The organism is Pseudomonas sp. FBCC-B35, assembly GCF_059133755.1.
The window spans coordinates 1,973,763-1,996,137 of record NZ_CP101439.1 but is presented as its reverse complement, the minus strand read 5'-3'; the positions used below and the strand labels follow the sequence as shown (position 1 = coordinate 1,996,137).

The window sequence follows — 22,375 nt, the reverse complement described above, 5'->3', positions numbered from 1 at the left end:
CACTTGAGCGCGTGCTGGCCTTCAACCCTATATCCATCAGAGAGGAGCGGCGACCATGGCACGCGGCGACAAGGACAAGTACACCCAAGAGCAAAAGCGCAAAGCCGAGCACATCGAGCAAAGTTACGAGGACAAAGGGCTCTCCAAGGACAAAGCCGAGGCGCGCGCCTGGGCTACGGTGAACAAGCAATCCGGTGGGGGCGACAAGCAAGGTGGCTCTGGCAGCAAGACCAGCAGTACGGACAAGGAAAGCGCACGTTCGGACTCTGCCAAACGAGCTGCCAAGACCCGTGAGGGGCACGCGCGCAACAGCTCGGCGTCCCTCGAATCGCAGACCAAGGAAAGTCTGCTCAAGGAGGCACGCAGCAAGGACATCAAGGGCCGCTCGACCATGACCAAGGCCGAGTTGATCGAAGCGCTGCGCAAGCACGGTTGATCTGCACGAACGGGTTATTCCGGTCGGCTGAACCGCTTCAAGTCCGTTGAAACTTTAGTATTCCCTGTCAAGTCCAGAACTTATCCGAGACGCGGCAGGAGAAGACAATGAGTGGCACTGTAGGCGATTTTCTGGTCGAGCGGCTGTACCAATGGGGCGTACGCCGCATCTTTGGTTACCCAGGCGACGGGATCAACGGTGTGTTCGGCGCCCTGAACCGCGCGGGCGGCAAGATCGAATTCATCCAGGCCCGGCACGAAGAGATGGCTGCCTTCATGGCCAGTGCCCACGCCAAGTTCACCGGCGAGCTGGGCGTCTGCATCGCGACGTCCGGCCCGGGTGCTTCGCATCTGCTGACCGGTTTGTACGACGCGCGCATGGACCATCAGCCGGTGCTGGCCATCGTGGGCCAGCAGGCGCGCGCAGCCTTGGGCGGTCACTATCAGCAGGAGCTGGACCTGGTCTCGATGTTCAAGGACGTCGCTGGTGCGTTCGTGCAACAGGCATCCACGCCCGAACAGGTACGTCATCTGGTAGACCGCGCCGTGCGCACGGCCGTTGGAGAGCGACGTGTGACTGCCGTGATTCTGCCCAACGATCTGCAGGACCTGCCCTACGAAGACCCGCCCCGCGCCCATGGCACCGTTCATTCGGGCGTTGGTTACAGTAAACCCAAGGTGGTCCCCTTCGATGCCGACCTGCAACGCGCCGCCGATGTGCTCAACGCCGGACGCAAGGTCGCCATCCTGGTCGGGGCCGGCGCGCTGGGTGCCAGTGACGAGGTAGCCGCAGTGGCCGAGCAACTGGGTGCTGGCGTTGCCAAGGCCTTGCTGGGCAAGGGCGTGCTGCCCGATGAGCTGCCGTGGGTGACTGGCGCCATCGGCCTGCTCGGGACGGAGCCGAGCTACAAGTTGATGGCCGAATGTGACACGCTGCTGATGATTGGTTCTGGCTTCCCGTATTCCGAATTCCTACCCAAGGAAGGTCAGGCGCGCGGCGTGCAAATCGACCTGCAACCCGACATGCTCAGCCTGCGTTACCCCATGGAGGTGAACCTAGTCGGTGACGCGGCGCAGACGTTGCAGGCATTACTACCTTTGCTGCACCCACGCCCTGATCACAGCTGGCGCAAGAAAATCGAGAAGTGGCGCGCCAGCTGGGACAAGACATTGACCAAACGCGCTTTGGTCAAGGCCGACCCGATCAACCCGCAGCGAGTGGTGCATGAGCTGTCCCCGCGCCTGCCGGACCAAGCGATCATATCCAGTGATTCAGGTTCGTGCGCCAACTGGTACGCCCGCGATCTGATGATCCGCGAAGGGATGCAGTGTTCCTTGTCGGGGGGCCTGGCCTGCATGGGTGCGGCCGTACCTTACGCCATTGCTGCCAAGTTCGCCCATCCGACCCGGCCGGTGATCGCCCTGGTGGGCGACGGCGCCATGCAGATGAACAACCTCGCCGAACTGATCACAGTGGCCAAATACTGGCAGCAGTGGGAAAACCCCACGTGGATCTGCGCGGTGTTCAACAACGAAGACCTCAACCAGGTGACCTGGGAGCAGCGCGTGATGGAGGGCGATCCGAAGTTCGAAGCCTCTCAGTCGATCCCTGATGTGCCTTATCACTTGTTCGCCATCTCGATTGGTCTTGAGGGTATCTACGTCGAGCGTGAAGAAGATGTCGCTCCCGCTTGGGAGCGTGCCTTGGCGGCCGATCGCCCAGTCCTGATCGAGTTCAAGACGGACCCCAACGTAGCGCCACTGCCGCCGCACCTGAAACTTGAGCAGGCCAGGAAGTTTGCGACCACCTTGCTCAAGGGTGACCCGGATGAAGCCGGCGTGATCGTGCAGACCGCCAAGCAAGTGCTGAGCGCGGTGCTTCCAGGCAAGAAATGACAAGGGCTTGGCGCTTGGGATGAACGTTCCGGGCGCCTGACCGGTCGCACTCCATAGACACAGCCTACTGTGCGCAATCGAACCGTGAGGACCTACCATGACTGCACTCCCTGAACAGGGCGCTGCACAGCAGACCCTGAACTTCACCCTCAATGGCCAACCCCAGGCCCTGACAGTACAACCCTGGACCACCCTGCTCGACCTGTTGCGTGAGCAGCTGGACCTGGTGGGCACCAAGAAAGGTTGCGACCATGGCCAATGCGGCGCCTGCACCGTGCTGCGCGACGGCCGCCGGGTGAACGCTTGCCTGACCCTGGCCGTGATGTGCGAAGGTGCCGACCTCGTCACCATCGAAGGCCTGGCCGAGGGTGACCAACTGCACCCCATGCAGCAGGCATTCATCAGTCAGGACGCCTTCCAGTGTGGTTACTGCACCCCTGGCCAGATCTGCTCGGCCGTGGGCCTCGCCAATGAAGGTCACGCTCATACCCGTGCCGACATCCGCGAGCAGATGAGCGGCAACCTTTGCCGCTGCGGCGCTTACAGCAACATCGTGGCCGCCGTCGAACAGGCCCTGCCGCTGATCAAGAGGGCACGCACATGACCCCTTTCAGCTACCACAAGCCTGCCTCGCTGGACGAGGCACTGCGCTTGACCAATGCGTCCTCGCGTTTTATTGCAGGCGGGACCAACCTGGTCGACCTGATGAAGGAAAATGTCGAACGGCCCGAGCGACTGATCGATATCACAGGACTGGAACTTGACCGTATCGAGTCCTCCAACGCGGGCGGTGTAATGATCGGCGCGTTGGTCAGCAACGCGGACCTGGCCTGGGACCCGCTCATCCGCCAGCGTTACCCACTGCTGTCGCAAGCGATCCTGGCCGGTGCATCGCCTCAGTTGCGCAACATGGCAAGCACCGGCGGCAACCTGCTGCAACGTACGCGCTGCTACTACTTCTACGACACCGGTACGCCTTGCAACAAACGCGAACCCGGCAGCGGTTGCCCGGCACGCAGCGGCTTGAATCGCATTCATGCGATTCTCGGCGCCAGCGAGGCTTGCGTGGCGACTCATCCTTCGGACATGTGCGTGGCATTGGCTGCCCTGAAGGCCGTGGTGCATGTGCAAGGGCCCGCCGCCAAACGCCAGATTCCGTTCGCCGAGTTCCATCGCCTGCCCGGCGATACGCCGCAGCAGGACAACCACCTGGCGCCTGATGAGCTGATTACCGCCATCGAGCTGCCTGATCAAGGCTTCGCCGAGCATTTCCGCTACGTGAAAGTACGTGATCGTGCCTCCTATGCCTTCGCGCTGGTCTCGGTCGCCGCTGCCCTGCACATCGAAGGCGGGGTTATTCAGGAGGCCCGCATCGCCTTGGGTGGCGTGGCCCACAAGCCATGGCGCAACGAAGCTGTCGAAGCGATGTTGCAAGCAAAGGCGCCCAGCACCGAGCTCTTCACGCAAGTGGCCACTGCCCTGCTGCAAGGGGCACAACCCCTGAGCCAGAACGGCTTCAAGGTGCAACTGGCACAACAAGCCATCATTCGGGCATTGAACGAGGCCGCCGCCGGCGGCAGCCTCGAGGGGGACGCGCAATGAGCAAGGTAGTAGGAACCCCAGCGGACCGCGTCGACGGCGCGGCGAAGGTCACCGGCCAGGCACGTTATGCCGCCGATTACCCGGAAGAAGGCCTGCTGCACGGCAGCGTCGTTTCCAGCACCATCGCCCGCGGCCGGGTGGTCAAGGTCAACAGCGACAAAGCGCTACAGGTGCCAGGCGTGGTGGCAGTACTGGACCACATCAACCGTCCGCGCATTTCCAGCTACGACGATGACTACAGTGACGATGATGCAGCCGAGGGCTCACCCTTCAGGCCGTTGTTCAATGACCGCGTGTTCTACAGCGGTCAGCCCGTCGCACTGGTCGTCGCACAGACGCTGGAAATCGCTCGGCATGCGGGCTCGTTGGTCGAGATCCAGTACAGCCAGGAAAGGCATGAATCTGACCTGGAAAAGGTACTGGGTCAAGCGCACGAGGCGCCGGCTGAAACACCTGAGCCCCGTGGTGACTTCCCAGGCCAGTATGCCAGCGCCCCTACCCGCGTGGACGCCACCTACTGGACGGCCAACGAACACCACAACCCGATGGAGCCCCACGCCTCCACCGTGTGCTACCAGCTCGATGGTAGCCTGGTCATCCACGACAAGACCCAAGGCACGCAGAATTGCCAGGAATACGTGCACAACGTATTCGGACTGCCCAAGGAAAAATTGCGCGTCAAGGCAGCCTTCGTCGGTGGCGCCTTCGGTTCCGGCCTGCGTCCCCAGTACCAGCTGCCCCTGGCGGTCATGGCTGCCCTGCACCTGATGCGCTCGGTGCGCGTGACCTTGACCCGCCAGCAGATGTTCACCTTTGGCTACCGTCCACGCACACAGCAACGCCTGCGCCTGGCGGCCGATGAGCAAGGCCGCCTGTCTGCCATTGGGCATGACGCCATCGGCCAGACGTCACGGTTTGAAGACTTTGCCGAGCACGTCGTCGAGTGGAGCGGCATGCTGTACCAATGCGACAACGTCGCGTTGAGCTACCGCTTGGCCCCACTGGACGTCTACACCCCATTGGACATGCGCGCGCCGGGTGCAGGTTCGGGCATGCTGGCGCTGGAGTGCGCCATGGACGAACTGGCCTGCGCAACAGGGCTGGACCCGGTCGAGTTGCGGCGACGAAACTTCGCCAGCCACAATGGCAATGAGGGTAAGCCTTACTCGAGCAAGGAACTGCTAGCCTGTTACGCACAAGGGGCCGAGCGTTTTGGTTGGGCCAAGCGCCAGGCTGCGCCCGGCTCGATGCGGGACGGCAATCAACGCATAGGCTGGGGCATGGCCGGCGGTGTATGGGAAGCCATGCAGATGCAAGCCAGCGCCAAGGCGCGTCTGGGCTGTGACGGGCACTTGACTGTCAGCAGCGCCACCACGGACATCGGCACCGGCACCTATACCGTCATGACGCAGATCGCTGCCGATGCCGCGGGCCTCGACATGGCCGATGTCACGTTCCTGCTTGGCGACTCCTCCTTGCCCAAGGCGCCGTTGCAAGGTGGGTCGTTCACCGTGTCCTCCGTCGGTTCTGCCGTGCGCAAAGCGTGCCTGGAGCTGCGCAAGCAGGTTGTCGAGCAAGCCAGGCAACAGCACCAGAGCCTGGCCAGCCTGGACGATTCCGACTTCGTGATCGCAGGTGGCCAGGTGAGCGCCGGTGAGCATTCGTTCGCCCTCGCCGACCTGCTGCCCAGTGCCCAGCAGGCCTGCTTCGAGGTGCAGGTCGAGGCGGGCCCTGACGACAAGCGCAAGCCCTACTCCACTGCCACCCATTCGGCGGTCTTCGTCGAGGTATCGGTGGACGAAGACCTGGGGACCGTGCGCGTCAAGCGCGTGGTCAGTGCGGTGGCTGCAGGCCGGGTCGTCAACCCCAAGACAGCGCGCAGCCAGATCCTGGGGGGCGTGGTGTGGGGCATCGGCATGGCGCTACACGAAGAAACCCAGACCGACCATGCGCTGGGCCGCATCCTCAACCACAACCTGGCCGAGTACCACGTGCCGGTGAATGCCGACATTGATGATATCGAGGTGATCTTTGTGGAAGAGCACGATGATGTGGTCAACGAGCTGGGCTCCAAGGGCGTGGGCGAGATCGGCGTGGTAGGTGTCGCTGCGGCCGTGGCCAATGCCATTTATCACGCCACCGGCAAGCGGGTCCGCGAGTTCCCGATCACCTTGGACAAGCTGCTGTAAACGGGCCCTGCCCTCTGGAGTAATCGCATGCCACGCCTGGGTTTCGCCTGCATGTACCGACACCCGCACCGCAGCTTGTCGGTCAAGGAGCTGGAGACCATCGAGCGTACGTTCAACCCGCGCAGCACGACGCTGCGTTGGGTTTCGGGCGCCTCCCGCGAGGCGGCTCGGAACAAGTTGCTTGAACTGGCGGAACACAACCTCCAGGCCCAGCTGCGCTTGCTCGACTATGTGGCCCAGCTGCCCCAGGCGCTGCGCATGCTGCGCCTGAGCAGCGACCTGCTGCCGCTGTACAGCCACCCTAGCGTGGCCCACGTGTACCGCGAGGCCGACTTTCAAGCGCTGATGGCCGAACGTTTCGCCGCCATCGGTGCTTTCGCGCGCGCCAGGCAGATACGCCTGTCATTTCACCCTGGACAGTACTGCGTGTTGGGCTCGGACCGCCCCGAGGTGGTGGAGAACAGCCTGGCCGAATTCGAATACCATGCCGACATGATCCGCATGATGGGTTACGGGCAGGTCTTCCAGGACTTCAAATGCAATGTGCACATTGCCGGCCGGCTGGGCGGTGCGGGGATTCGCACCGTATGGCCACGCCTGTCCGAGGTGGCCCGCAATGTGATCACCTTCGAGAATGACGAGAAGACCTATGGGCTCGACGACTGCCTGGCGTTGGCTGACCTGGCGCCGGTGGTGCTGGATATCCACCATTGCTGGATTCATGAGGGTGACTACATCGACCCGGGCGATACGCGAGTTGAGCGGGTGATCGAGAGCTGGCGCGGCGTACGCCCCACCATGCACTACTCTCAGCCCCCGGAGCACCTGCAGGCGCTGGGGTTCGGGCCTGATCGCAAGCTGGTGATCGGTGAGTTGCTGGAACAGGTGAACAAACGCGATCTGTACGCCCACAGCGCTCGCATGTGGAACCGCTGGACGAACCGCTACGCACTTCAGTTTCTCGACAGGTTCGACATCATGTTCGAGTCCAAGGACAAGAACCTGGCCACGCTTGACTACTTCAACGACTACCTGGCTTGATCGGGCCGGGCAGGCCCTCAGCCGCTTCCGGTCAGGTCACCGGCCACTTCGCAGCCGTTGCGACAGCTGCACTCGTACTCGGCCTGTGCGCGAGTAGGCAGGTTCAGGCTCAGCCTGACCTTGTCCTGCGTGTCGTACAGGTCGTAGCCCTCCCCCAGTGATGATCGAAAGCCGAGTCGCCGTGGCAGCCATTCTTTTGTTTGCGGTACAGCTGGAACCACAACGAATCGCATCTGCATGATCATCCCTCACCGGCCGTTCCTTAGTATTAGTCACGCTAAGAGAAAGCATCAAGTAGACTCATGCATGTTTATGACGTTCATTAAGTCGTACGCGCAGGTAACTGGCTGTAAGCGGAGCTTTGACGCCTGGCCAGCGCTCCCCCTGTGGGAGCGGCCTTGCCGGGGCATCGGACCGCTCCCATAGGGGAACTCAAGAGATGATGGATGGGGTACAGGGCAGCTGGAAAGATGCGTATAGGATCGTGCAATCAGGCGCTTGAGCTCCTGACCTTATTAGGTGACTCCAGCCGACTTGCGGCTGCGCCGACTCCCCAACTCGATCCAGGTCGGGGCATGGTCACTGGCCTTGGGCTCATTGCGCACCCAGGCATCGACGCCCGCTCGCTTGAGGTACGGCGCCAAGTCCCGGTTGAGCAGCAGGTGATCGATGCGCAGACCCGCATTGCGCGCCCAATGGTTGCGGAAGTAGTCCCAGAACGTGAACACCTGCTCTTGCGGATGCAGGTGCCGGATAGCATCGATCCAGCCGCTGGCCAGTAAACGCTCGAAGCAATCGCGCGATTCGGGTTGCAGCAGCGCATCCTTTTGCCAGGACTTGGAGTCGTAGATATCCAGGTCCGTGGGCACGACATTGAAGTCACCGGCCAGGACGGTGGGGTGACCACTGCCCTGCAACTGCCGGGCATGCTCGATCAGGCATTCGAACCAACGCAGCTTGTAGTCGAACTTCGGACCTGGTTGCGGGTTGCCGTTGGGGAGGTACAAACACCCTATCAACACCCCATGCACCGCTGCCTCCAGATAGCGGCTCTGGGTGTCGTCCTCCATGCCCGGCAAGCCTCGCCGTACCTCGAGCGGCTCGCTGCCGCGCGCCAGGATCGCCACTCCGTTCCAGGCAGGTTGGCCCAGGTGCAGATACCCGTAGCCAGCGGCTTCCAGAGCCTTACCCGGGAACTGATGGTCGGGTGCCTTGAGCTCCTGAAGGCAGACCACATCGGGCTTTTCACGTTCGAGCCAGGCCAGCAGTGCAGGCAGCCGGCTGCGAATGCCGTTGATGTTGAATGTGGCAATCCTGAGCGCTTTCATGTGTCAGGGTCGATTACATGGGCGCGCACGGCATCTTCGAGGGCATGCACATGCGCCTGGTCGGCCAAGGCCTTGAGCGCCAGCCAATCGTCCCAATCGATGATGCCATCGTCACGCAACGCTTCGGCGGTACGCACCAGTTCATGGTGGTAGGCATCGGGTGACTCACGGCGGTAGCTGATGTCGTCGTACTGCGCGTACCAGGCCGCGAGTTCAGGGATACTGCGTTCGATACTCATCGCACTGCTCCTGTGAAACCCTTTGGGGTTGTGAGCCTGCCTTGAGCGCATCGTTCAACTCAGACGCTTCGCGTCACGCCACCGTCGACCCGGATATTCTGCCCGGTGATGTAGGCGGCGCCGTCACTTGCCAGAAACGCGACCGTGGCGGCAATTTCGTCGCTGCTGCCATAGCGCTTGAGCGGCACGCTGTCGCGACGCTGCTCAAGGGCCGGCAAGCTGTCTATCCACCCCGGCAGCACGTTGTTCATGCGCACATTGTCACGTGCATACGTATCGGCGAAAAGTTTGCTGAACGCAGCGAGCCCGGCACGCATCACGGCGGAAGTGGGAAACAGATCACTGGGTTCGAAGGCCCAGGCACTGGAAATATTCACGATGACCCCGCCGCCCTGGCGCTGCATCACCGGCGTGACCAGGCGTGTCGGCCGGATGACGTTGAGCAGGTAGGTCTCCATGCCGGCATGCCAGTCGGCGTCGCTCAGTTCCAGCACAGGCCCCCGAGGCCCGTGGCCAGCACTGTTGACCAGCACGTCGATGCGGCACCACCGCTGCATGACTGCCTCGACCAGCCGCTCGAGGTCCTCCATGCACTGGTTGCTCCCCGTCACGCCCAGCCCGCCCAGCGTCATGGCCAAGGCCTCTCCCTTGCCAGAGGACGAAAGAATCGCGACCTTGTAACCATCGGCGGCCAGGCGCCTGGCCGCCGCCGCGCCCATACCGCTGCCACCTGCGGTAATGATTGCAACCTTTTCGTTTGTCATGCTGCCTCCTGTGATGGGCATAGAGTGGGTACAGGAACCAGGCTACCAAGGGGCAGAGAAGCGAGGGAGATAGCTCCCAACGCGTCAGCCAGTAGTTTTTCTATCGCCTGCGTCTGACCTGAGCCAGTCGATGACCCACTGCAGCTGCTGCGCGTCTCGAGCTTTGCGTGGCCACACCAGGTAGAACGCCTTGTCTGGGCGCAGATGCGATTCGGCAACCTGGACCAGGCGCCCTGCGTCGATCTCCTGAGCCACGAAGGCGCGTTCTGCCAGCGCAATGCCCTGCCCGCCAATGGCCGCGTCAATGGCCAGTGATGTCTGGTTGAACTGGACTGACCTTGCACCAACGGCGGGGTGACCGGGATAGACCTGCGCGCGATAAGACGGCCACAAGTCGTGGGCATCACACAGAGCTACATAGCGCTCCAGTGTTGCGAAGTCTTCAGGCGGGCCAAGCGCCGCTACCAGGGTGGGGCTCGCCACCGCGATGATCTCCGAACCCATCAACAGTGCCTGCTCAAGCCCTGGCCCGAAAGGTGGCCGCCCGTAACGCACGGCAAGGTCGACGCCGTCGGTATGAAAATGCGACAGACGATCGGTGGCCAGTACTCGCACATCCAATGTCGGGTAGCGCTCGGCCAGTCCACCGAGCCTGGGGATCAGCCACTTGGCGGCGAAAGTGGGTGTCACGCTGACGGTGATATGGGAAGGCGCAGGGCGCAGCCGGCGCGTTGCCTCATCGAGCATGGCCATTGCCGTACGCACGGTCTCGCTATACCCGCGGCCAGCGTCGGTCAATGCCAGGCCTCGAGGCAGGCGTTCGAACAGGCGTACCTCCAAGGCGCGTTCCAACCCCCGAATCTGCTGGGCCACGGCGGGCTGGGTGACACCCAGCTCTTCGGCGGCCAGGCCAAAATTGAGATGCCGCGCCACGACCTCGAACACCCGCAGGGCGCCAAGGGACGGCAACTCGGAAAAAACGGCAGGCATAGGGGGTAGGCGATCCAGGCTGGGCAGGTTGGCACGAGGCTAGCCCCATCCGTGCAGGAAGTCGATGAGCGTCCAGGACTGGGTACTCGCCTGGTGATATGGAATCGATCAGCAACTCTCCGGCTGCACGCTCAAGCAGGCACGAATACACTCCTTTGCAATTGCCAGAAAGAAGCGCTGGTACTATTAGCTCACCGCTTGCCCACACGGACCGTCAGCATGCAAATACGCACCCTCTATCGCCATGAACTCGATCAGGCCAATGCTCTGTGCATGGCTTCGTTCATGCATTCGGTAGCGCCACTTTTGCCTGCGCAGGCCATCACGACATTCACCGAAGTGGCGAGCGTGAACGCCTTTGCAGAGCGATTGCAAGGTGACAACCTCATGCTGGTGTGCGAGGTCCAAGGAAGGCTTGCGGGGCTGGTCGAACTCAAGCAAGGCCGTCATGTGGCAATGCTCTTCGTATGCCCCGCTCGTCAGCGCCAGGGTATCGGCCGACGCTTGATCGAGGCCGCTCTCGGCCATGCCCGCAGCCAGACGGTTACGGTAAGCGCGTCGCTGCCATCGGTGGCGGCCTATCAGCGTTATGGCTTCAGCCAGGCAGGTGAAGTTGGGGAGCACGCGGGGCTGATTTACCAGCCAATGCAAAAGGTCTTGAGCATGTGAAGCCTCACGCAGGCCCATGGCGCTGAAGTTTTTGATCAGATGGACACTCATTGTGTCTATGTAAAGGCGGGCACTGCTGGTGAAGTACCAGGGCAGCCACGCCATTCGTTTTTCCGGAGACACTGCATGCTTCGTATCTTTGAGCGTAGGCTCGACCCTTTCCCTCCCGATGAGGTGCCGCCGCCCCCCGTTGGCCTCATGCCTTTCCTGTGGGCGTGCACCCGTGGGGCGCGCGGCTACATTCTTGCGCTGGCCCTGCTCAGCGCTAGCGTGTCCCTCTACGAAGCCTGGCTGTTCAGCTTCCTCGGCCAGGTGGTGGACCTGCTGTCAGCCTGGCAGGCCGGCGACACCGCTGCCGCCCAGGAAAGCCACGTGTTGTGGGGCATTGGCATCGTGCTGGTGATTAGCATCGGCCTGGTGGCGCTACGCACCATGGTCCAGCACCAGGTGCTGGCCATCAACCTGCCGCTGCGACTGCGCTGGGATTTTCACCGGCTGATGCTGCGCCAGAGCCTGTCGTTCTTCTCCGACGAGTTTTCAGGGCGCGTCACCACCAAGGTCATGCAGACTGCACTGGCCGTGCGCGAGGTGCTGTTCACGGTCATCGAGATCCTGCCCGGCATTGGCGTTTATTTCATCGCCATCATCGCCCTGGCCGGCGGCTTTGCCTTGAAACTCATGCTGCCGTTCATTGCCTGGCTGGTGCTATTCGGGCTGGCGATGGTTTATTTCGTTCCACGCCTGGGCGCAGTAGGCGAAGAGCAGGCCCACGCGCGGTCGTCGATGACCGGGCGCATTTCCGACGCCTACACCAACATCACTACAGTCAAGTTGTTCTCGCACTCCAAGCGCGAAGCCCATTTCGCCCGAGCGGCCATGGAGGACTTCAAGCAGACCGGTTTCCGGCAGATGCGTCTGGTGAGCCAGTTCGAGATCGTCAACCAGGCGTTGGTGGTAGGGCTTATCCTTGGTGCAGGCGGTTATGCGCTGTGGCTGTGGCATCAGGGCCAAGTGGGCACCGGCGCTGTGGCGGCCATCACTGCCATGGCCCTGCGCATCAATGGCATGTCGCACTGGATCATGTGGCAGATGACCTCACTGTTCGAAAATATCGGCACACTGCAGGACGGCATGGCCACCCTGACGCGCGGTCCAAAAGTGCAGGACGCCCCGGACGCCACCGCTCTGGTGACCCGTGGTGGCGCAGTGACATTCGACAAGGTCAGTTTCAACTACAACGGTGAGCGCCAGGTACTGACCGACCTCAGTCTGGACATCAAGCCGGGTGAGAAAGTGGGCCTGGTCGGCCGCTCCGGTGCTGGCAAGTCGACGCTGATCAACCTGCTGCTGCGCTTTTACGACGTGGACAGTGGCCAGATCCGTATCGATGGCCAGGATGTAGCCAAGGTCACCCAGGACAGCCTGCGCAGCGCCATCGGCATGGTGACACAGGATACGTCACTGCTGCATCGCACCATACGCGAGAACATCGCCTATGGACGGCCGGACGCCACCGACGCGCAAATCCAGGCCGCCGCCCGCGATGCGCAAGCCGACGGGTTCATCAGCCAGCTCAGCGACCAACAGGGCCGCACCGGTTACGACACCATGGTCGGTGAGCGCGGTATCAAGCTGTCCGGTGGGCAACGTCAGCGCATCGCCATCGCCCGGGTGATGCTCAAGAACGCACCTATCCTGCTGCTTGACGAGGCAACCAGTGCACTGGATTCGGAGGTAGAGGTCGCCATCCAGGAAAGCCTGGACGAGATGATGGAGGGCAAGACTGTAATTGCGATTGCCCATCGACTGTCTACGATCGCCGCCATGGATCGTCTGATCGTGATGGATGAAGGGCGCATCATCGAGCAAGGCACCCACGCCCAGCTGCTCGAGAAAAACGGCACCTACGCGCGCCTGTGGCAGCACCAGAGCGGTGGTTTCCTTGGCGAAGACCAGGGTATGGCGCACGCGCTCAACTGAGTGGGCGCACGCTGACCCGTTGCCTGGACGGATGATGTTCGAGCGTTAACCCATCGCCCCTGTGTCGTTGATCGGGGGCGATGGCGTTGCAAGTACGAAGACACCGTTTGCGCTCGTCGCTTGCCTCACGGGTATGAATGACTTGGTTCAAAACCTGCGAAACGGTATCCTCCGGTAGCTTAAAGCCACCAGTTAGGCATTCATTGTCTGCCCCTCAAGGAAGAGCCTTTGCCCAGTCAGTCATCGCGTCACACCATCGCCCGCCAGTGGGAACTCCTCAAGCTCCTTCCGGGCCGCGATCCCGGCATGAGCTGCACGCAGTTACAGGCGGCACTGTCGAGCGCGGGCCATGCCACGACCAAGCGTACGGTCGAGCGTGACCTGGTGGAGCTGGCAGGACTGTTCCCGTTGCAGTGCAACAGCGCGTGCATGCCGTATAGCTGGCACTGGCAGCCCGGACGCAAATTGCGCGATGGGGCACCGCCCGCGCCAGGAGATGCGCCCGCTCAAGTGGAATTGCACGCCTGGGTGGACGAGTCGCTCTACCATCATCTGGAGATGCATCCGCTGGGCACAGGTATGCGCCTCACATGCCTGCCCAACGGCGGTGCCATCCTGGTCACAACGGTAGCGGATGATCGAGCGTTGATGGGCTGGCTGCTGTCCCAGGCCGGAGCGATCCGCGTTCAGGGGCCGCAATCGGTGCGCCTGGCCTTGCTGGAGCACTTGCGTCAGAGCCTGGCACTGCACGACACCGGCGCTTGAGCAATGCCTAGGCCGACCGCCGGCGGGACAGGCAGGCGTAACCCAGTGCCAACACGCTCAACCCCATTACAATCAACAGCCCCATCAGCTCTGTGCTGTAGCGGGCAGCCCAGGCCGGGAAGCCGGCGACCGACTGATACACCTGCACATCCGCCGTCCCCTCGGCATAGCTGATGCCTACCCCACTCTGGCGAATCTGCGAATAGTCAGCATCGAAATACACCCAGACCTTGCTGGAGCCGCCGGCCTCGATCGCCGGGATCTCGAGCTGAGCGGTGGCCGCCTCGAGCAAGGTGTCATTGCCGGCCGAATCCCGGACCTGCACCAGGCCTTTGGAGGGCAAGCGGATCCTTACCTGATCCACGGGGGCATTGCCGGTGTTCTGCAACTCGATGAGCAAGCCGGTCCGGTGGTCTACCAGGCCGGCCTCGAAAGGTTTTGCAAACAGCTGGGCATAAGGCGCCTGTGCCATCTCCACCAGCCGGTCGACCTGGTCGCGGCTCAGTTGACCTTGGCCGATCGTGTTTATGCGTGCACTCAACTGCTCGTACTTGAGCTGCTCGCTGGCTTTGCTGATACGCTCGCTGAACTGTCCCGGATAGGTCAGGTACGCGTAGGTCAGCGACGCTTCCAGGCGCGGGTTGCCCATCACTGCCTTGTAGACGAACAACAGGGCCGCCAGCCCGATCAGAACGGCTACGAGGAGTTTCCCCACCTTGTCCCAGCTCAATGCACTCTTCCTTTTGTCGAGTTACAGGCGATACGCGCCGCCAAGGGTGCCAAGTTCGCGGCCCCCAAGCAAGCGCCTGACCGCTATCGTTCGACATCGTCCTCACGAACATGGCGCAACGCCTGTAATTGCCCGTCGATGAGGGCCTTGGCCATTGCGGCCAGGTAGCAGGTGGCGAGCATTGCGTTCTTGCGGTCTGCAGGCTTGTCGATGGCCTTGCGGGTAAGCTCGGTGATGCAACCCATGATGACGGATGCTTCCACTAAGGCAGTACGCAAGGGCAACGCTGGCTTCATCTGGACCAGGTCGGTACCGGCGCTCGCGAATCGACGGGTTGCGTTGACCACGGTGGGGCCTTGGGGGGGTCTGGTGATGTCATTGTCCATGCTGTTTGCTCCCTGTCTGGAGAGCCGAGACTAGGCAGGTGCTTCCCTGAGCACAACGAGCAGCAAGTACCTGCGCGCAATTTCAGAAAGGGCCTACACGATCGCTACCTCTTGACCGTTTGCCGTCGGTCACCGAGGATCGAAGCTCCGCCTACAAGGATGTCAACATGCTGCGCATACTGGGCAAAGCCTCATCGATCAACGTACGCAAGGTACTGTGGGCGTGCGCGGAGTTCCAGGTCCCATTCGTGCGGGAGGACTGGGGAACGGGCTTCCAGGCTACCGACAGCGAAGCGTTTCTGGCGCTCAACCCCAATGCCATGGTGCCGGTCATCCAGGACGGCGACTTCACCTTGTGGGAGTCCAACAGCATCATTCGCTACCTGGCCAATTGCTATGGCCCAGCAGCCTTCTACCCGGGGGAGGCCCGTACTCGGGCCAGGATCGACCAATGGATCGACTGGCAGGCTTCGGACCTGAACGCATCCTGGCGCTACGCGTTCCTGTCGCTGGTCAGACACTCCCCCGCCCATCAAGACCCGCATGCCCTGGCCAACGCCTGTGCCGACTGGGGGCGCAATATGCTCATTCTCGAGCGCCAGTTGGCACGCACCGGCGCCTATATAGCCGGGCGTGACTTCACCCTGGCCGACATTCCCATAGGCCTGTCGGTCAACCGCTGGTTCGAAACGCCGCTCGAACACCCTCACCTGCCTGCCCTACGCGATTATTACGAGCGCCTGAGCGAGCGCCCGGCCTATCACGAACATGGGCGTAACGGCACGCCTTGACAGCTAGCACAGCCTTCGCGAAGGCGCATGCCTCAGGCCGCGACCTGGGTAACCTGGTGACGACCACGCCAGGCGAACGTCAGCACCATTATCAAGCCCAGCGCTGCGGTGCCTGCGCCCGCCAGCGCGATGGCCGAGTAACCGAGGCCGCCATTGATCACGGCGCCCCCCAATGCAGCGCCGATGGCGTTGCCCAGGTTGAAAGCACCGATGTTCACGGCCGAGGCCAGGTTGGGTGCATCCTTGGCCGCCTCCATCACGCGCATCTGCAGGGGCGGAACCAGGGCGAAACTGGCTGCGCCCCAGACCAGGATGGCGCCGGCAGTAAGCAGGGATGAGCCCATTACGAGTGGGAACACCAGCAGTACCGCGATCAATATGGCGAGCGAGACAATCAGGGTTCGATCCACGGACCGGTCCGCCGCTTTGCCGCCCCAGACGTTACCCAGGGTCAGGCCAACACCAAACAGCACCAGCATGGAGGTGACGAATGCGGTAGACGCGCCGGCTTCGTTTTGCAGGATGGGCGCAATGTAGGTGAACACCGTGAACATCGCGCTGGAGCCCACCACGGTCAGGAGCAAGGCTGCCAACACAGGCCCACGTGTCAGCACGCGTATCTCGGCCAGCGCACCGTCGCCCTTGGGCGATGGCACATTGGGCAAGGCATACCACAGCGTGGTCATCGCCACCAGGCCGAGCCCGGCTATGCCCCAGAACGCCGTGCGCCAGCCGAGCAACTCGCCGAACCAGGTTGCCAGGGGGACACCGCCGATGGTGGCCAGCGTCAGGCCCATGAACATCGCGGCCACGGCGCCGGCACGTTTCTCGGCGGGCACCACGCTGGCCGCGACGATGGCACCTATACCGAAGAAGGCGCCGTGGTTGAGGGAGGTCACTACCCGTGCGACCAACAGGCTGGCGTAGTCGCTGGCCAGGGCCGACATAAGGTTGCCCAAGGTGAAGATGGCCATCAGCCCGATCAGCAGGTATCGGCGCGGTACGCGTACGGTTGCCAGGGTCATGAGCGGGGCGCCGATCAGCACACCCAGTGCATAGGCGCTGACCAGCAGACCAGCGGCCGGAATGGACACACCCAGGTCAGTGGCAATGTTGGGCAGCATGCCCATGGGAGCAAACTCGGTAACCCCGATACCGAACGCGCCCATGGCGAGTGCTACAAGGGGTGGATTGATACGCATGGCTAACTCCTTATCTGTGCCGTGAATGCTACGATCTGTTTCACCAAGGCACTAGATAGCGATTGTGCGAACCACCTTTGCGTACGAGGCACAAATGGATCTGACAGGACGATCAGGTGAGATGGAGGTGTTCACCCAGGTGGCGCAAGCAGGCAGCCTGTCGGCAGCCGCCCGTGCATTGGGCCTGACACCCTCTGCCGTCAGCCGCATACTGGCGCGCACCGAGCAGCGTCTTGGAACACGGCTGATGCTGCGTACCACGCGCGCGATTACCCTCACACCCGAAGGCGAGACTTATCTACGCGGGGCACGCCGCGTGCTGACAGACCTTCAGGAGGTGGAGCAGGCCATTACGGACCAGGGCGTGCCCCGTGGTCGAGTTCGCGTCAGCGCTGCACTTGGGCACGGCCGACTGCGCATCGTCCCCTTGGTGGCGGCTTTCAGCGTGCAGTACCCGCAGGTATTGGTCGACCTGACCCTGAGTGACGAAGTCGTTGATGTGCTCGGTGGCCAGGCCGATGTGGCTGTGCGCTTCGGCACGCTGCCAGACAGCTCTCTGAATGCTCGGCAAATCGATGAAACGGGCCAGGTGGTCGTGGCCTCGCCAGACTATCTGAGCCGGTGGGGAACCCCTTTGCTACCCGAGGACCTGGCAAAGCACAACTGCCTGCGATTCAACTTCAGGCGAGCCACGTCGGACTGGCCGTTCGTACGTGACGGTCGCGAGTTCGCACTGAAGGTAAGCGGCAACATCGAGTGCAGCAGCGGCGAAGCCCTGGCCCAGTTGGCCAGGCTGGGCGCAGGCATCGCGCGGATAGGCACCTTCACCGTCGCCGATGACCTGGCCAGCGGCCGCCTGGTGTCACTGTTCGAGGCCTTCAATCCAGGTGACCGGGAGCCCATCCACGCCGTTTTCGCCGGTGGACCGAACATGCCTGCACGCGTGCGGGTGTTCGTGGACTTTCTGGTCGCTAACCATCAGGGGATGTGCACACGTCCCTCGTGACCGCTCTCGCGATAGCGCGCTTGCAGAACGCCGGCCAGGCACTGCTTGGCCTCAGGCTCTCCGTGTATCAGGCGAATATGCGACGGCCAAACCTGCATTCGCGTGACGAAACCGACCAGATCCGCCTGGTCGGCATGGGCTGAGTAGCCCTCCACACGCTCGATCCCGGCACGAATGTCTATGCGTTCGCCGTCCAGCATGACGTACCCGCCTTCCGGGCCGTGGGTCAGGATGTCCCGGCCAGGTGTGCCATGGGCCTGGTAACCGACGAAGACCACATCGTGCCGGGCATCACCTAGCATCGCCTTGAGGTAGTTGACGATACGCCCGCCCGAGCACATGCCATTGCCCGCGATGACGATCGCCGGCCGAGCCGTTTCGGCCAGGTGCTGAACGATGCGTTGGTGCTCCTCATGGCTGTCGATGGTGATCAGTTGCTTGAAGGACAGGGGTTTGCGCCCTTCCTTGATACGGTCCTGGGCCGATTCGTCCCAATACCCTTGCAAGCCCTTGTAGACCTGCGTGAAGCGGCTAGCCAGCGGTGAATCGAGAATAATCGGCAAGTGGGGCCAATCCACTTCCGGGCCGCTGTTGGCCTGATCGTTTCCCGCCAATTCGTGCTCGTGGAGGATTTCTTCTAGCTCGTAGAGCAAGTCCTGGGTGCGGCCGATGCAGAAAGAAGGGATCAGCACCGTACCCTGGTCTTTCAGCGCGCGCTCGATGACGGCCTGCAAGCGTTCACGCCGGTGCTTCCGGTCGGTATGCCGACGGTCACCGTAGGTGCTTTCCAGAATCAGCAGGTCAGCCCGCTCGGGAGGCGTCAGGTCTGGCAACAGTGGCGAATGCGGCGCCCCCAGATCACCACTGAAGACCACCCGTTGGGCAGTGGCGCCTGGCCTTTGCATGTCGAGTTCCACATACGCCGAACCCAGCACATGGCCGGCCGGTTGCAGCCTGACCTTGCAGTGGGCAGCCTCGGTTTCGTGAAGCGTGAACCAGTTGCCGTAGGGCAAGGCGATGGTGCGCTGCTCCACAACCTTGAGATAGCGTTCCAGTTGCTCGGGATCGTCACTGATACCGAGCCGGAACGCGTCTTCGAGTACGATGGGCAACAACTGAGCTGACGGTTCGCTACACAGGATCGGTCCCTCGAAACCCGCAGCCAGCAGATGAGGGATTCGCCCAACGTGATCCAGGTGTACATGCGTCACGATCAGGGCCTTGACGCCATCGATGGCGAAGTCGAGGGCCAAGCCCTCCCCGCCTTGATCTTCGTCCTCGCCTTGAAAGGCGCCGCAGTCGATCAGCAAGCTGGCCGTCTGCTTCATCCAGACTTGATGGCAGGAGCCGGTCACGCCCTCGCGGGCGCCGTGGTGAATGATTTCTGGGTGGTCCATGATGGCTAGCCTGCTTGAGCCTGGAGTAACGTTGGGCACTGCCCGATTGACGAGGGTTCAGAAAAGCTCGGGCGTCAGGGTTCGCGGGCCTACCCAGGCGCAAGGCTCAGGCATTCAGAGCCCGCGCCAGTACCTCGTAGATTTTCCCGTCGGCTGACTGCGCAACATTGAAACGCACATAATCGCCTGCCGTCTGGGACTGGCTGAACGCGTTCCCAGGCGCCAGCACCACGCCATTGTTCAAGCACACCTTGGCCAACGCGGCCGCGTCCTTGCCCTGCGGCAGACGGCACCACAGGTACAGCCCTGCCTGTGGCATCAGCCAGGGAATGATGCCGAGCGCTTTGAGCTTTTCAGCCGTTCTGTCCCTTTCGATGGCAAGGCGCATCCTCACGGTCTCCATGTGCTTGCGGTAGCCGCTGCTGGTGATCGCATGGTGAACGATGTCCGCTGCCAGACGACCGCCTCCGAAGGTGGTGGCGATCTTCAGGTCGACCAGGCTCTGGATCCAGTCATGACGTGCGGCGATATACCCACACCTGACCGAAGCGGAGACGGTCTTGGAGAAACTGCCAATCTGGATGACCCGGGCCAGACCATCGAAGGCTGCGAGCCTGGGCGCTGGCGTATGCTCGAAATCGGCGAAAACGTCGTCCTCGACGATCAACAGGCCCGAGGCCTCAGCGAGCTTGAGCAGCCGGTGCGCAGTGCCCGGTGACAGGGAGGCACCTGTTGGGTTGTGAATGCCGGAATTGGTGATGTAGAGCCGTGGCGAATGCGCCGCCAGGGCAGCACCGAATGCATCGATATCCGGGCCGGTAGGGGTCTGACGCACACCGACGATGTTGACACTGTGGGCCCTGAGCAAGGCATGGAAGTTGAAATAACAGGGATCGTCGAGCAGTACGGTGTCACCAGGTTGGAGCAGAAAACGGCAGATCAGGTCGATGGCGTGCGTGCCGGACTCTGTGAGCATGACCTGCTCCGCCGGTGCGTCGATGCCAAAGCCGGCCAGTCGCCGCGACAGAAAATCGCGCAGCGGCCGATGGCCCTGCGGCGATGCGTACTCAACCACCTGCTCGGCTTGCGAGCGCGCCGTAGCCCGGAGCGCCTTGCGCACTCCAGCCTCGAACATCCAGTGCGCAGGAAGCCAGCCGCAGCCAGGTTTCAACAGGTCGCCAGCGGGTTCCAGCGCCTGGCGAGAAATCCACAGTGGATCGACCTCATGCTCAAGCTTGGGTCCCAGCTCGGTCAGCACCAAGGGCGCCGCGCCCCCTGCCACATAAAACCCGGCGCCACGGCGGGCATGGAGTACCCCTCCGGCCACCAGTCGTTCGTAGGCTTCGACCACGGTCGACACCGAGATCTGCATGCTCTGCGCCATTGCCCGTACTGAAGGTATCCGCGCACCGGGCAAATAGGTACGGGCCGCGATGCGGGCATGGATTTCAGCCATGACTTTTGCAATGCGCGTGCTGTGCTCTTTCACTGGATTCTTCCCACCTGTACTGCCCATCAATACCTAACAGTTCCGCCAAACTGTACTGGATTGTACATGGCATCTGCGCGCACATCGGTGTTGTACTGGCTTCATTGACGACAAGGAGTGCGAGATGCAGAGAACAGCAAGCGGCTGGATCAACGGTTTTATCGGCGTGGTCATTTTCGCAGGCTCCTTGCCCGCAACGCGCGTGGCAGTGGCAGCGTTCGAACCCACCTTTCTGACCTGCGCAAGGGCAACCATTGCCGCGTTGGTGGGTGCTTGTTGCCTGATCTTGCTGCGTCAGCCCCAGCCTCGACGAGGCGATTGGCCATCCCTGGCCGTGACAGCGCTCGGCGTCGTGGTCGGGTTTCCGCTACTGACTGCATTGGCCTTGCAGCACGTCAGCTCCGCCCACTCCATCGTATTTGTGGGGCTATTGCCGCTGTGCACCGCCGGCTTTGCCGTGCTGCGCGGCGGCGAGCGTCCCAGGCCGCTGTTCTGGGCATTTTCGTTGGCAGGTGCCGGGTTGGTGGCGGGCTATGCATCGGCCTATGCAGGGCAGGCCTCGATAGTGGGTGATGGGTTGATGGTCGCGGCAGTCGTGGTATGCGGATTGGGGTATGCGGAGGGTGCACGTCTGTCTCGCACCTTGGGCGGCTGGCAGGTCATCAGCTGGTCGTTGTTGCTGGCGCTGCCCGCGATGCTGGTGTTGGCGGTCGCCACCATGCCCACGATGGCGAACCTGACGCAAGTCGGCGCCTCTGCCTGGTTCAGCTTCGGTTATGTCTCGTTGTTGAGCATGTTCATCGGATTCGTGTTCTGGTATCGCGGGCTCGTCCAGGGCGGGATTGCGGCGGTCGGCCAATTGCAGTTGGTACAGCCCTTCATTGGGCTGGGCTTGGCAGCAGTCTTACTGCACGAGCAGGTGAGCTGGGCCATGGTGTCGGTGACGGTGGGTGCGGTGCTGTGCGTTGCCGGGGCCAAGCGGTTCGCCCATTGACGCTCAACCCTGCGGTGGAACTGGAACCAGGCAACTGATTGCTGAACCAGTAGCCACCCGCTTTGGTTTAACCTGCCGCTGTCAGCGCAGCAGGGTCTGAATCTTGTCATGCAATGTGTCGAGGTCGAACGGCTTGGCCAGGATGGGCGCCTTGCGGGTGATCGGGCTACCGGACTCCAGGATCTCCGCTGGATAGCCGCTGATGAAGATCACCTTGAGGTCTGGCCGCAACTTGACTGCGGGTTCAGCGATTTCCACGCCTGAGATGCCACCGGGCAAGCGGAAGTCGGTCACCATCAGGTCCAGGTGCGGCTTGCTGGCCAGGATGGCAAACGCCTGCTCGCCATCTTCGGCTACCAGCACGTGGTACCCCTCCCCGGCCAGGTAGTCCCGCAAAATCATGCGAATAGCCGGTTCATCCTCGACGACCAGCACCACATCTTGTGCATCTTCACTCATATCGAAACCTTGGAAATTCTTGC

General features: G+C 62.3%; 23 protein-coding genes. 12 read left to right on the top strand and 11 right to left on the bottom strand.

Annotated elements, in window-relative coordinates:
• Window positions 1–55: 55 nt before the first annotated feature.
• The 6 genes from NMB38_RS09220 to uvsE all read left to right on the top strand — a co-directional run bounded on the left by NMB38_RS09220 (window position 56) and on the right by uvsE (window position 7,163).
• Window positions 56–436, top strand: coding sequence for a hypothetical protein (locus NMB38_RS09220; protein WP_027914736.1), 381 nt, complete (start codon window positions 56–58; stop codon window positions 434–436).
• Between the two features lie 107 nt (window positions 437–543).
• Complete coding sequence (locus NMB38_RS09215) at window positions 544–2,331, top strand: thiamine pyrophosphate-requiring protein (protein ID WP_132578774.1); 1,788 nt, start codon at window positions 544–546, stop codon at window positions 2,329–2,331.
• Window positions 2,332–2,428: 97 nt separating this feature from the next.
• Window positions 2,429–2,935, top strand: coding sequence for a (2Fe-2S)-binding protein (locus NMB38_RS09210; RefSeq protein ID WP_023536023.1), 507 nt, complete (start codon window positions 2,429–2,431; stop codon window positions 2,933–2,935).
• On the top strand, window positions 2,932–3,933 hold the full coding sequence (locus tag NMB38_RS09205; RefSeq protein WP_027914734.1) for an FAD binding domain-containing protein: 1,002 nt from the start codon (window positions 2,932–2,934) through the stop codon (window positions 3,931–3,933). Before NMB38_RS09210 ends, NMB38_RS09205 begins: the two co-directional genes overlap by 4 nt.
• On the top strand, window positions 3,930–6,122 hold the full coding sequence (locus NMB38_RS09200) for a xanthine dehydrogenase family protein molybdopterin-binding subunit (protein ID WP_132578773.1): 2,193 nt from the start codon (window positions 3,930–3,932) through the stop codon (window positions 6,120–6,122). The genes NMB38_RS09205 and NMB38_RS09200 overlap by 4 nt, the downstream gene beginning before the upstream one ends.
• A 27-nt stretch (window positions 6,123–6,149) precedes the next feature.
• The gene (gene uvsE, locus NMB38_RS09195) at window positions 6,150–7,163 is read left to right on the top strand and encodes a UV DNA damage repair endonuclease UvsE (RefSeq protein ID WP_027914732.1); all 1,014 of its coding nucleotides are present in this window, start codon (window positions 6,150–6,152) and stop codon (window positions 7,161–7,163) included.
• A 17-nt stretch (window positions 7,164–7,180) separates the two neighbouring features.
• Here the strand turns inward: uvsE and NMB38_RS09190 are convergent, their stop codons facing one another.
• The 5 genes from NMB38_RS09190 to NMB38_RS09170 all read right to left on the bottom strand — a co-directional run bounded on the left by NMB38_RS09190 (window position 7,181) and on the right by NMB38_RS09170 (window position 10,484).
• Entirely contained in the window at window positions 7,181–7,408 is a 228-nt protein-coding gene (locus NMB38_RS09190) for a hypothetical protein (RefSeq protein WP_028686992.1), read from the bottom strand.
• Window positions 7,409–7,678: 270 nt separating this feature from the next.
• Window positions 7,679–8,491: an exodeoxyribonuclease III gene (gene xth / locus NMB38_RS09185; protein WP_132578772.1), complete on the bottom strand. Its 813-nt coding sequence runs from the start codon at window positions 8,489–8,491 to the stop codon at window positions 7,679–7,681.
• A complete protein-coding gene (locus tag NMB38_RS09180; RefSeq protein WP_023536082.1) occupies window positions 8,488–8,730 on the bottom strand; it encodes a hypothetical protein in 243 nt (80 codons plus the stop codon). Before NMB38_RS09180 ends, xth begins: the two co-directional genes overlap by 4 nt.
• A 59-nt stretch (window positions 8,731–8,789) precedes the next feature.
• Entirely contained in the window at window positions 8,790–9,494 is a 705-nt protein-coding gene (locus tag NMB38_RS09175) for an SDR family oxidoreductase (RefSeq protein WP_132578771.1), read from the bottom strand.
• 84 nt (window positions 9,495–9,578) lie between these two features.
• Window positions 9,579–10,484 carry a LysR substrate-binding domain-containing protein gene (locus NMB38_RS09170; protein WP_027914728.1) on the bottom strand — a complete coding sequence of 302 codons (906 nt, stop codon included), beginning with the start codon at window positions 10,482–10,484 and terminating at the stop codon, window positions 9,579–9,581.
• 219 nt (window positions 10,485–10,703) lie between these two features.
• Between NMB38_RS09170 and NMB38_RS09165 the strand changes: the two genes are divergently transcribed.
• The 3 genes from NMB38_RS09165 (at window position 10,704) to NMB38_RS09155 (ending at window position 13,898) form a co-directional block, all read left to right on the top strand.
• Window positions 10,704–11,153, top strand: coding sequence for a GNAT family N-acetyltransferase (locus NMB38_RS09165; protein WP_081783936.1), 450 nt, complete (start codon window positions 10,704–10,706; stop codon window positions 11,151–11,153).
• Window positions 11,154–11,279: 126 nt separating this feature from the next.
• Window positions 11,280–13,133, top strand: coding sequence for an ABC transporter ATP-binding protein (locus NMB38_RS09160; protein ID WP_027914726.1), 1,854 nt, complete (start codon window positions 11,280–11,282; stop codon window positions 13,131–13,133).
• Between the two features lie 228 nt (window positions 13,134–13,361).
• Window positions 13,362–13,898, top strand: a complete 537-nt coding sequence (locus NMB38_RS09155) for a WCX domain-containing protein (RefSeq protein WP_027914725.1) — start codon at window positions 13,362–13,364, stop codon at window positions 13,896–13,898.
• A gap of 7 nt (window positions 13,899–13,905) precedes the next feature.
• Here the strand turns inward: NMB38_RS09155 and NMB38_RS09150 are convergent, their stop codons facing one another.
• Both NMB38_RS09150 and NMB38_RS09145 read right to left on the bottom strand, forming a co-directional pair.
• Entirely contained in the window at window positions 13,906–14,628 is a 723-nt protein-coding gene (locus NMB38_RS09150; protein ID WP_132578770.1) for a hypothetical protein, read from the bottom strand.
• Between the two features lie 83 nt (window positions 14,629–14,711).
• On the bottom strand, window positions 14,712–15,014 hold the full coding sequence (locus NMB38_RS09145) for a DUF3077 domain-containing protein (RefSeq protein ID WP_027914723.1): 303 nt from the start codon (window positions 15,012–15,014) through the stop codon (window positions 14,712–14,714).
• Between the two features lie 167 nt (window positions 15,015–15,181).
• Here NMB38_RS09145 and NMB38_RS09140 point away from each other — a divergent pair, with 167 nt between their 5' ends.
• Complete coding sequence (locus NMB38_RS09140; protein WP_027914722.1) at window positions 15,182–15,805, top strand: glutathione S-transferase family protein; 624 nt, start codon at window positions 15,182–15,184, stop codon at window positions 15,803–15,805.
• 32 nt (window positions 15,806–15,837) lie between these two features.
• On the opposite strand, the gene NMB38_RS09135 is transcribed toward NMB38_RS09140, so the two are convergent.
• Window positions 15,838–17,007: an MFS transporter gene (locus NMB38_RS09135; RefSeq protein WP_027914721.1), complete on the bottom strand. Its 1,170-nt coding sequence runs from the start codon at window positions 17,005–17,007 to the stop codon at window positions 15,838–15,840.
• A 94-nt stretch (window positions 17,008–17,101) separates the two neighbouring features.
• Between NMB38_RS09135 and NMB38_RS09130 the strand changes: the two genes are divergently transcribed.
• On the top strand, window positions 17,102–18,013 hold the full coding sequence (locus NMB38_RS09130; protein ID WP_027914720.1) for a LysR family transcriptional regulator: 912 nt from the start codon (window positions 17,102–17,104) through the stop codon (window positions 18,011–18,013).
• On the opposite strand, the gene NMB38_RS09125 is transcribed toward NMB38_RS09130, so the two are convergent.
• Window positions 17,986–19,410, bottom strand: a complete 1,425-nt coding sequence (locus NMB38_RS09125; protein WP_028686990.1) for an MBL fold metallo-hydrolase RNA specificity domain-containing protein — start codon at window positions 19,408–19,410, stop codon at window positions 17,986–17,988. The two genes, NMB38_RS09130 and NMB38_RS09125, sit on opposite strands and share 28 nt — an antisense overlap.
• Window positions 19,411–19,516: 106 nt before the next feature.
• Entirely contained in the window at window positions 19,517–20,899 is a 1,383-nt protein-coding gene (locus NMB38_RS09120; RefSeq protein WP_027914718.1) for an aminotransferase-like domain-containing protein, read from the bottom strand.
• A gap of 124 nt (window positions 20,900–21,023) precedes the next feature.
• Between NMB38_RS09120 and NMB38_RS09115 the strand changes: the two genes are divergently transcribed.
• The gene (locus NMB38_RS09115) at window positions 21,024–21,893 is read left to right on the top strand and encodes a DMT family transporter (protein WP_111475356.1); all 870 of its coding nucleotides are present in this window, start codon (window positions 21,024–21,026) and stop codon (window positions 21,891–21,893) included.
• Between the two features lie 81 nt (window positions 21,894–21,974).
• Here the strand turns inward: NMB38_RS09115 and NMB38_RS09110 are convergent, their stop codons facing one another.
• Complete coding sequence (locus tag NMB38_RS09110) at window positions 21,975–22,352, bottom strand: response regulator (protein ID WP_027914716.1); 378 nt, start codon at window positions 22,350–22,352, stop codon at window positions 21,975–21,977.
• Between the last annotated feature and the right edge of the window lie 23 nt (window positions 22,353–22,375).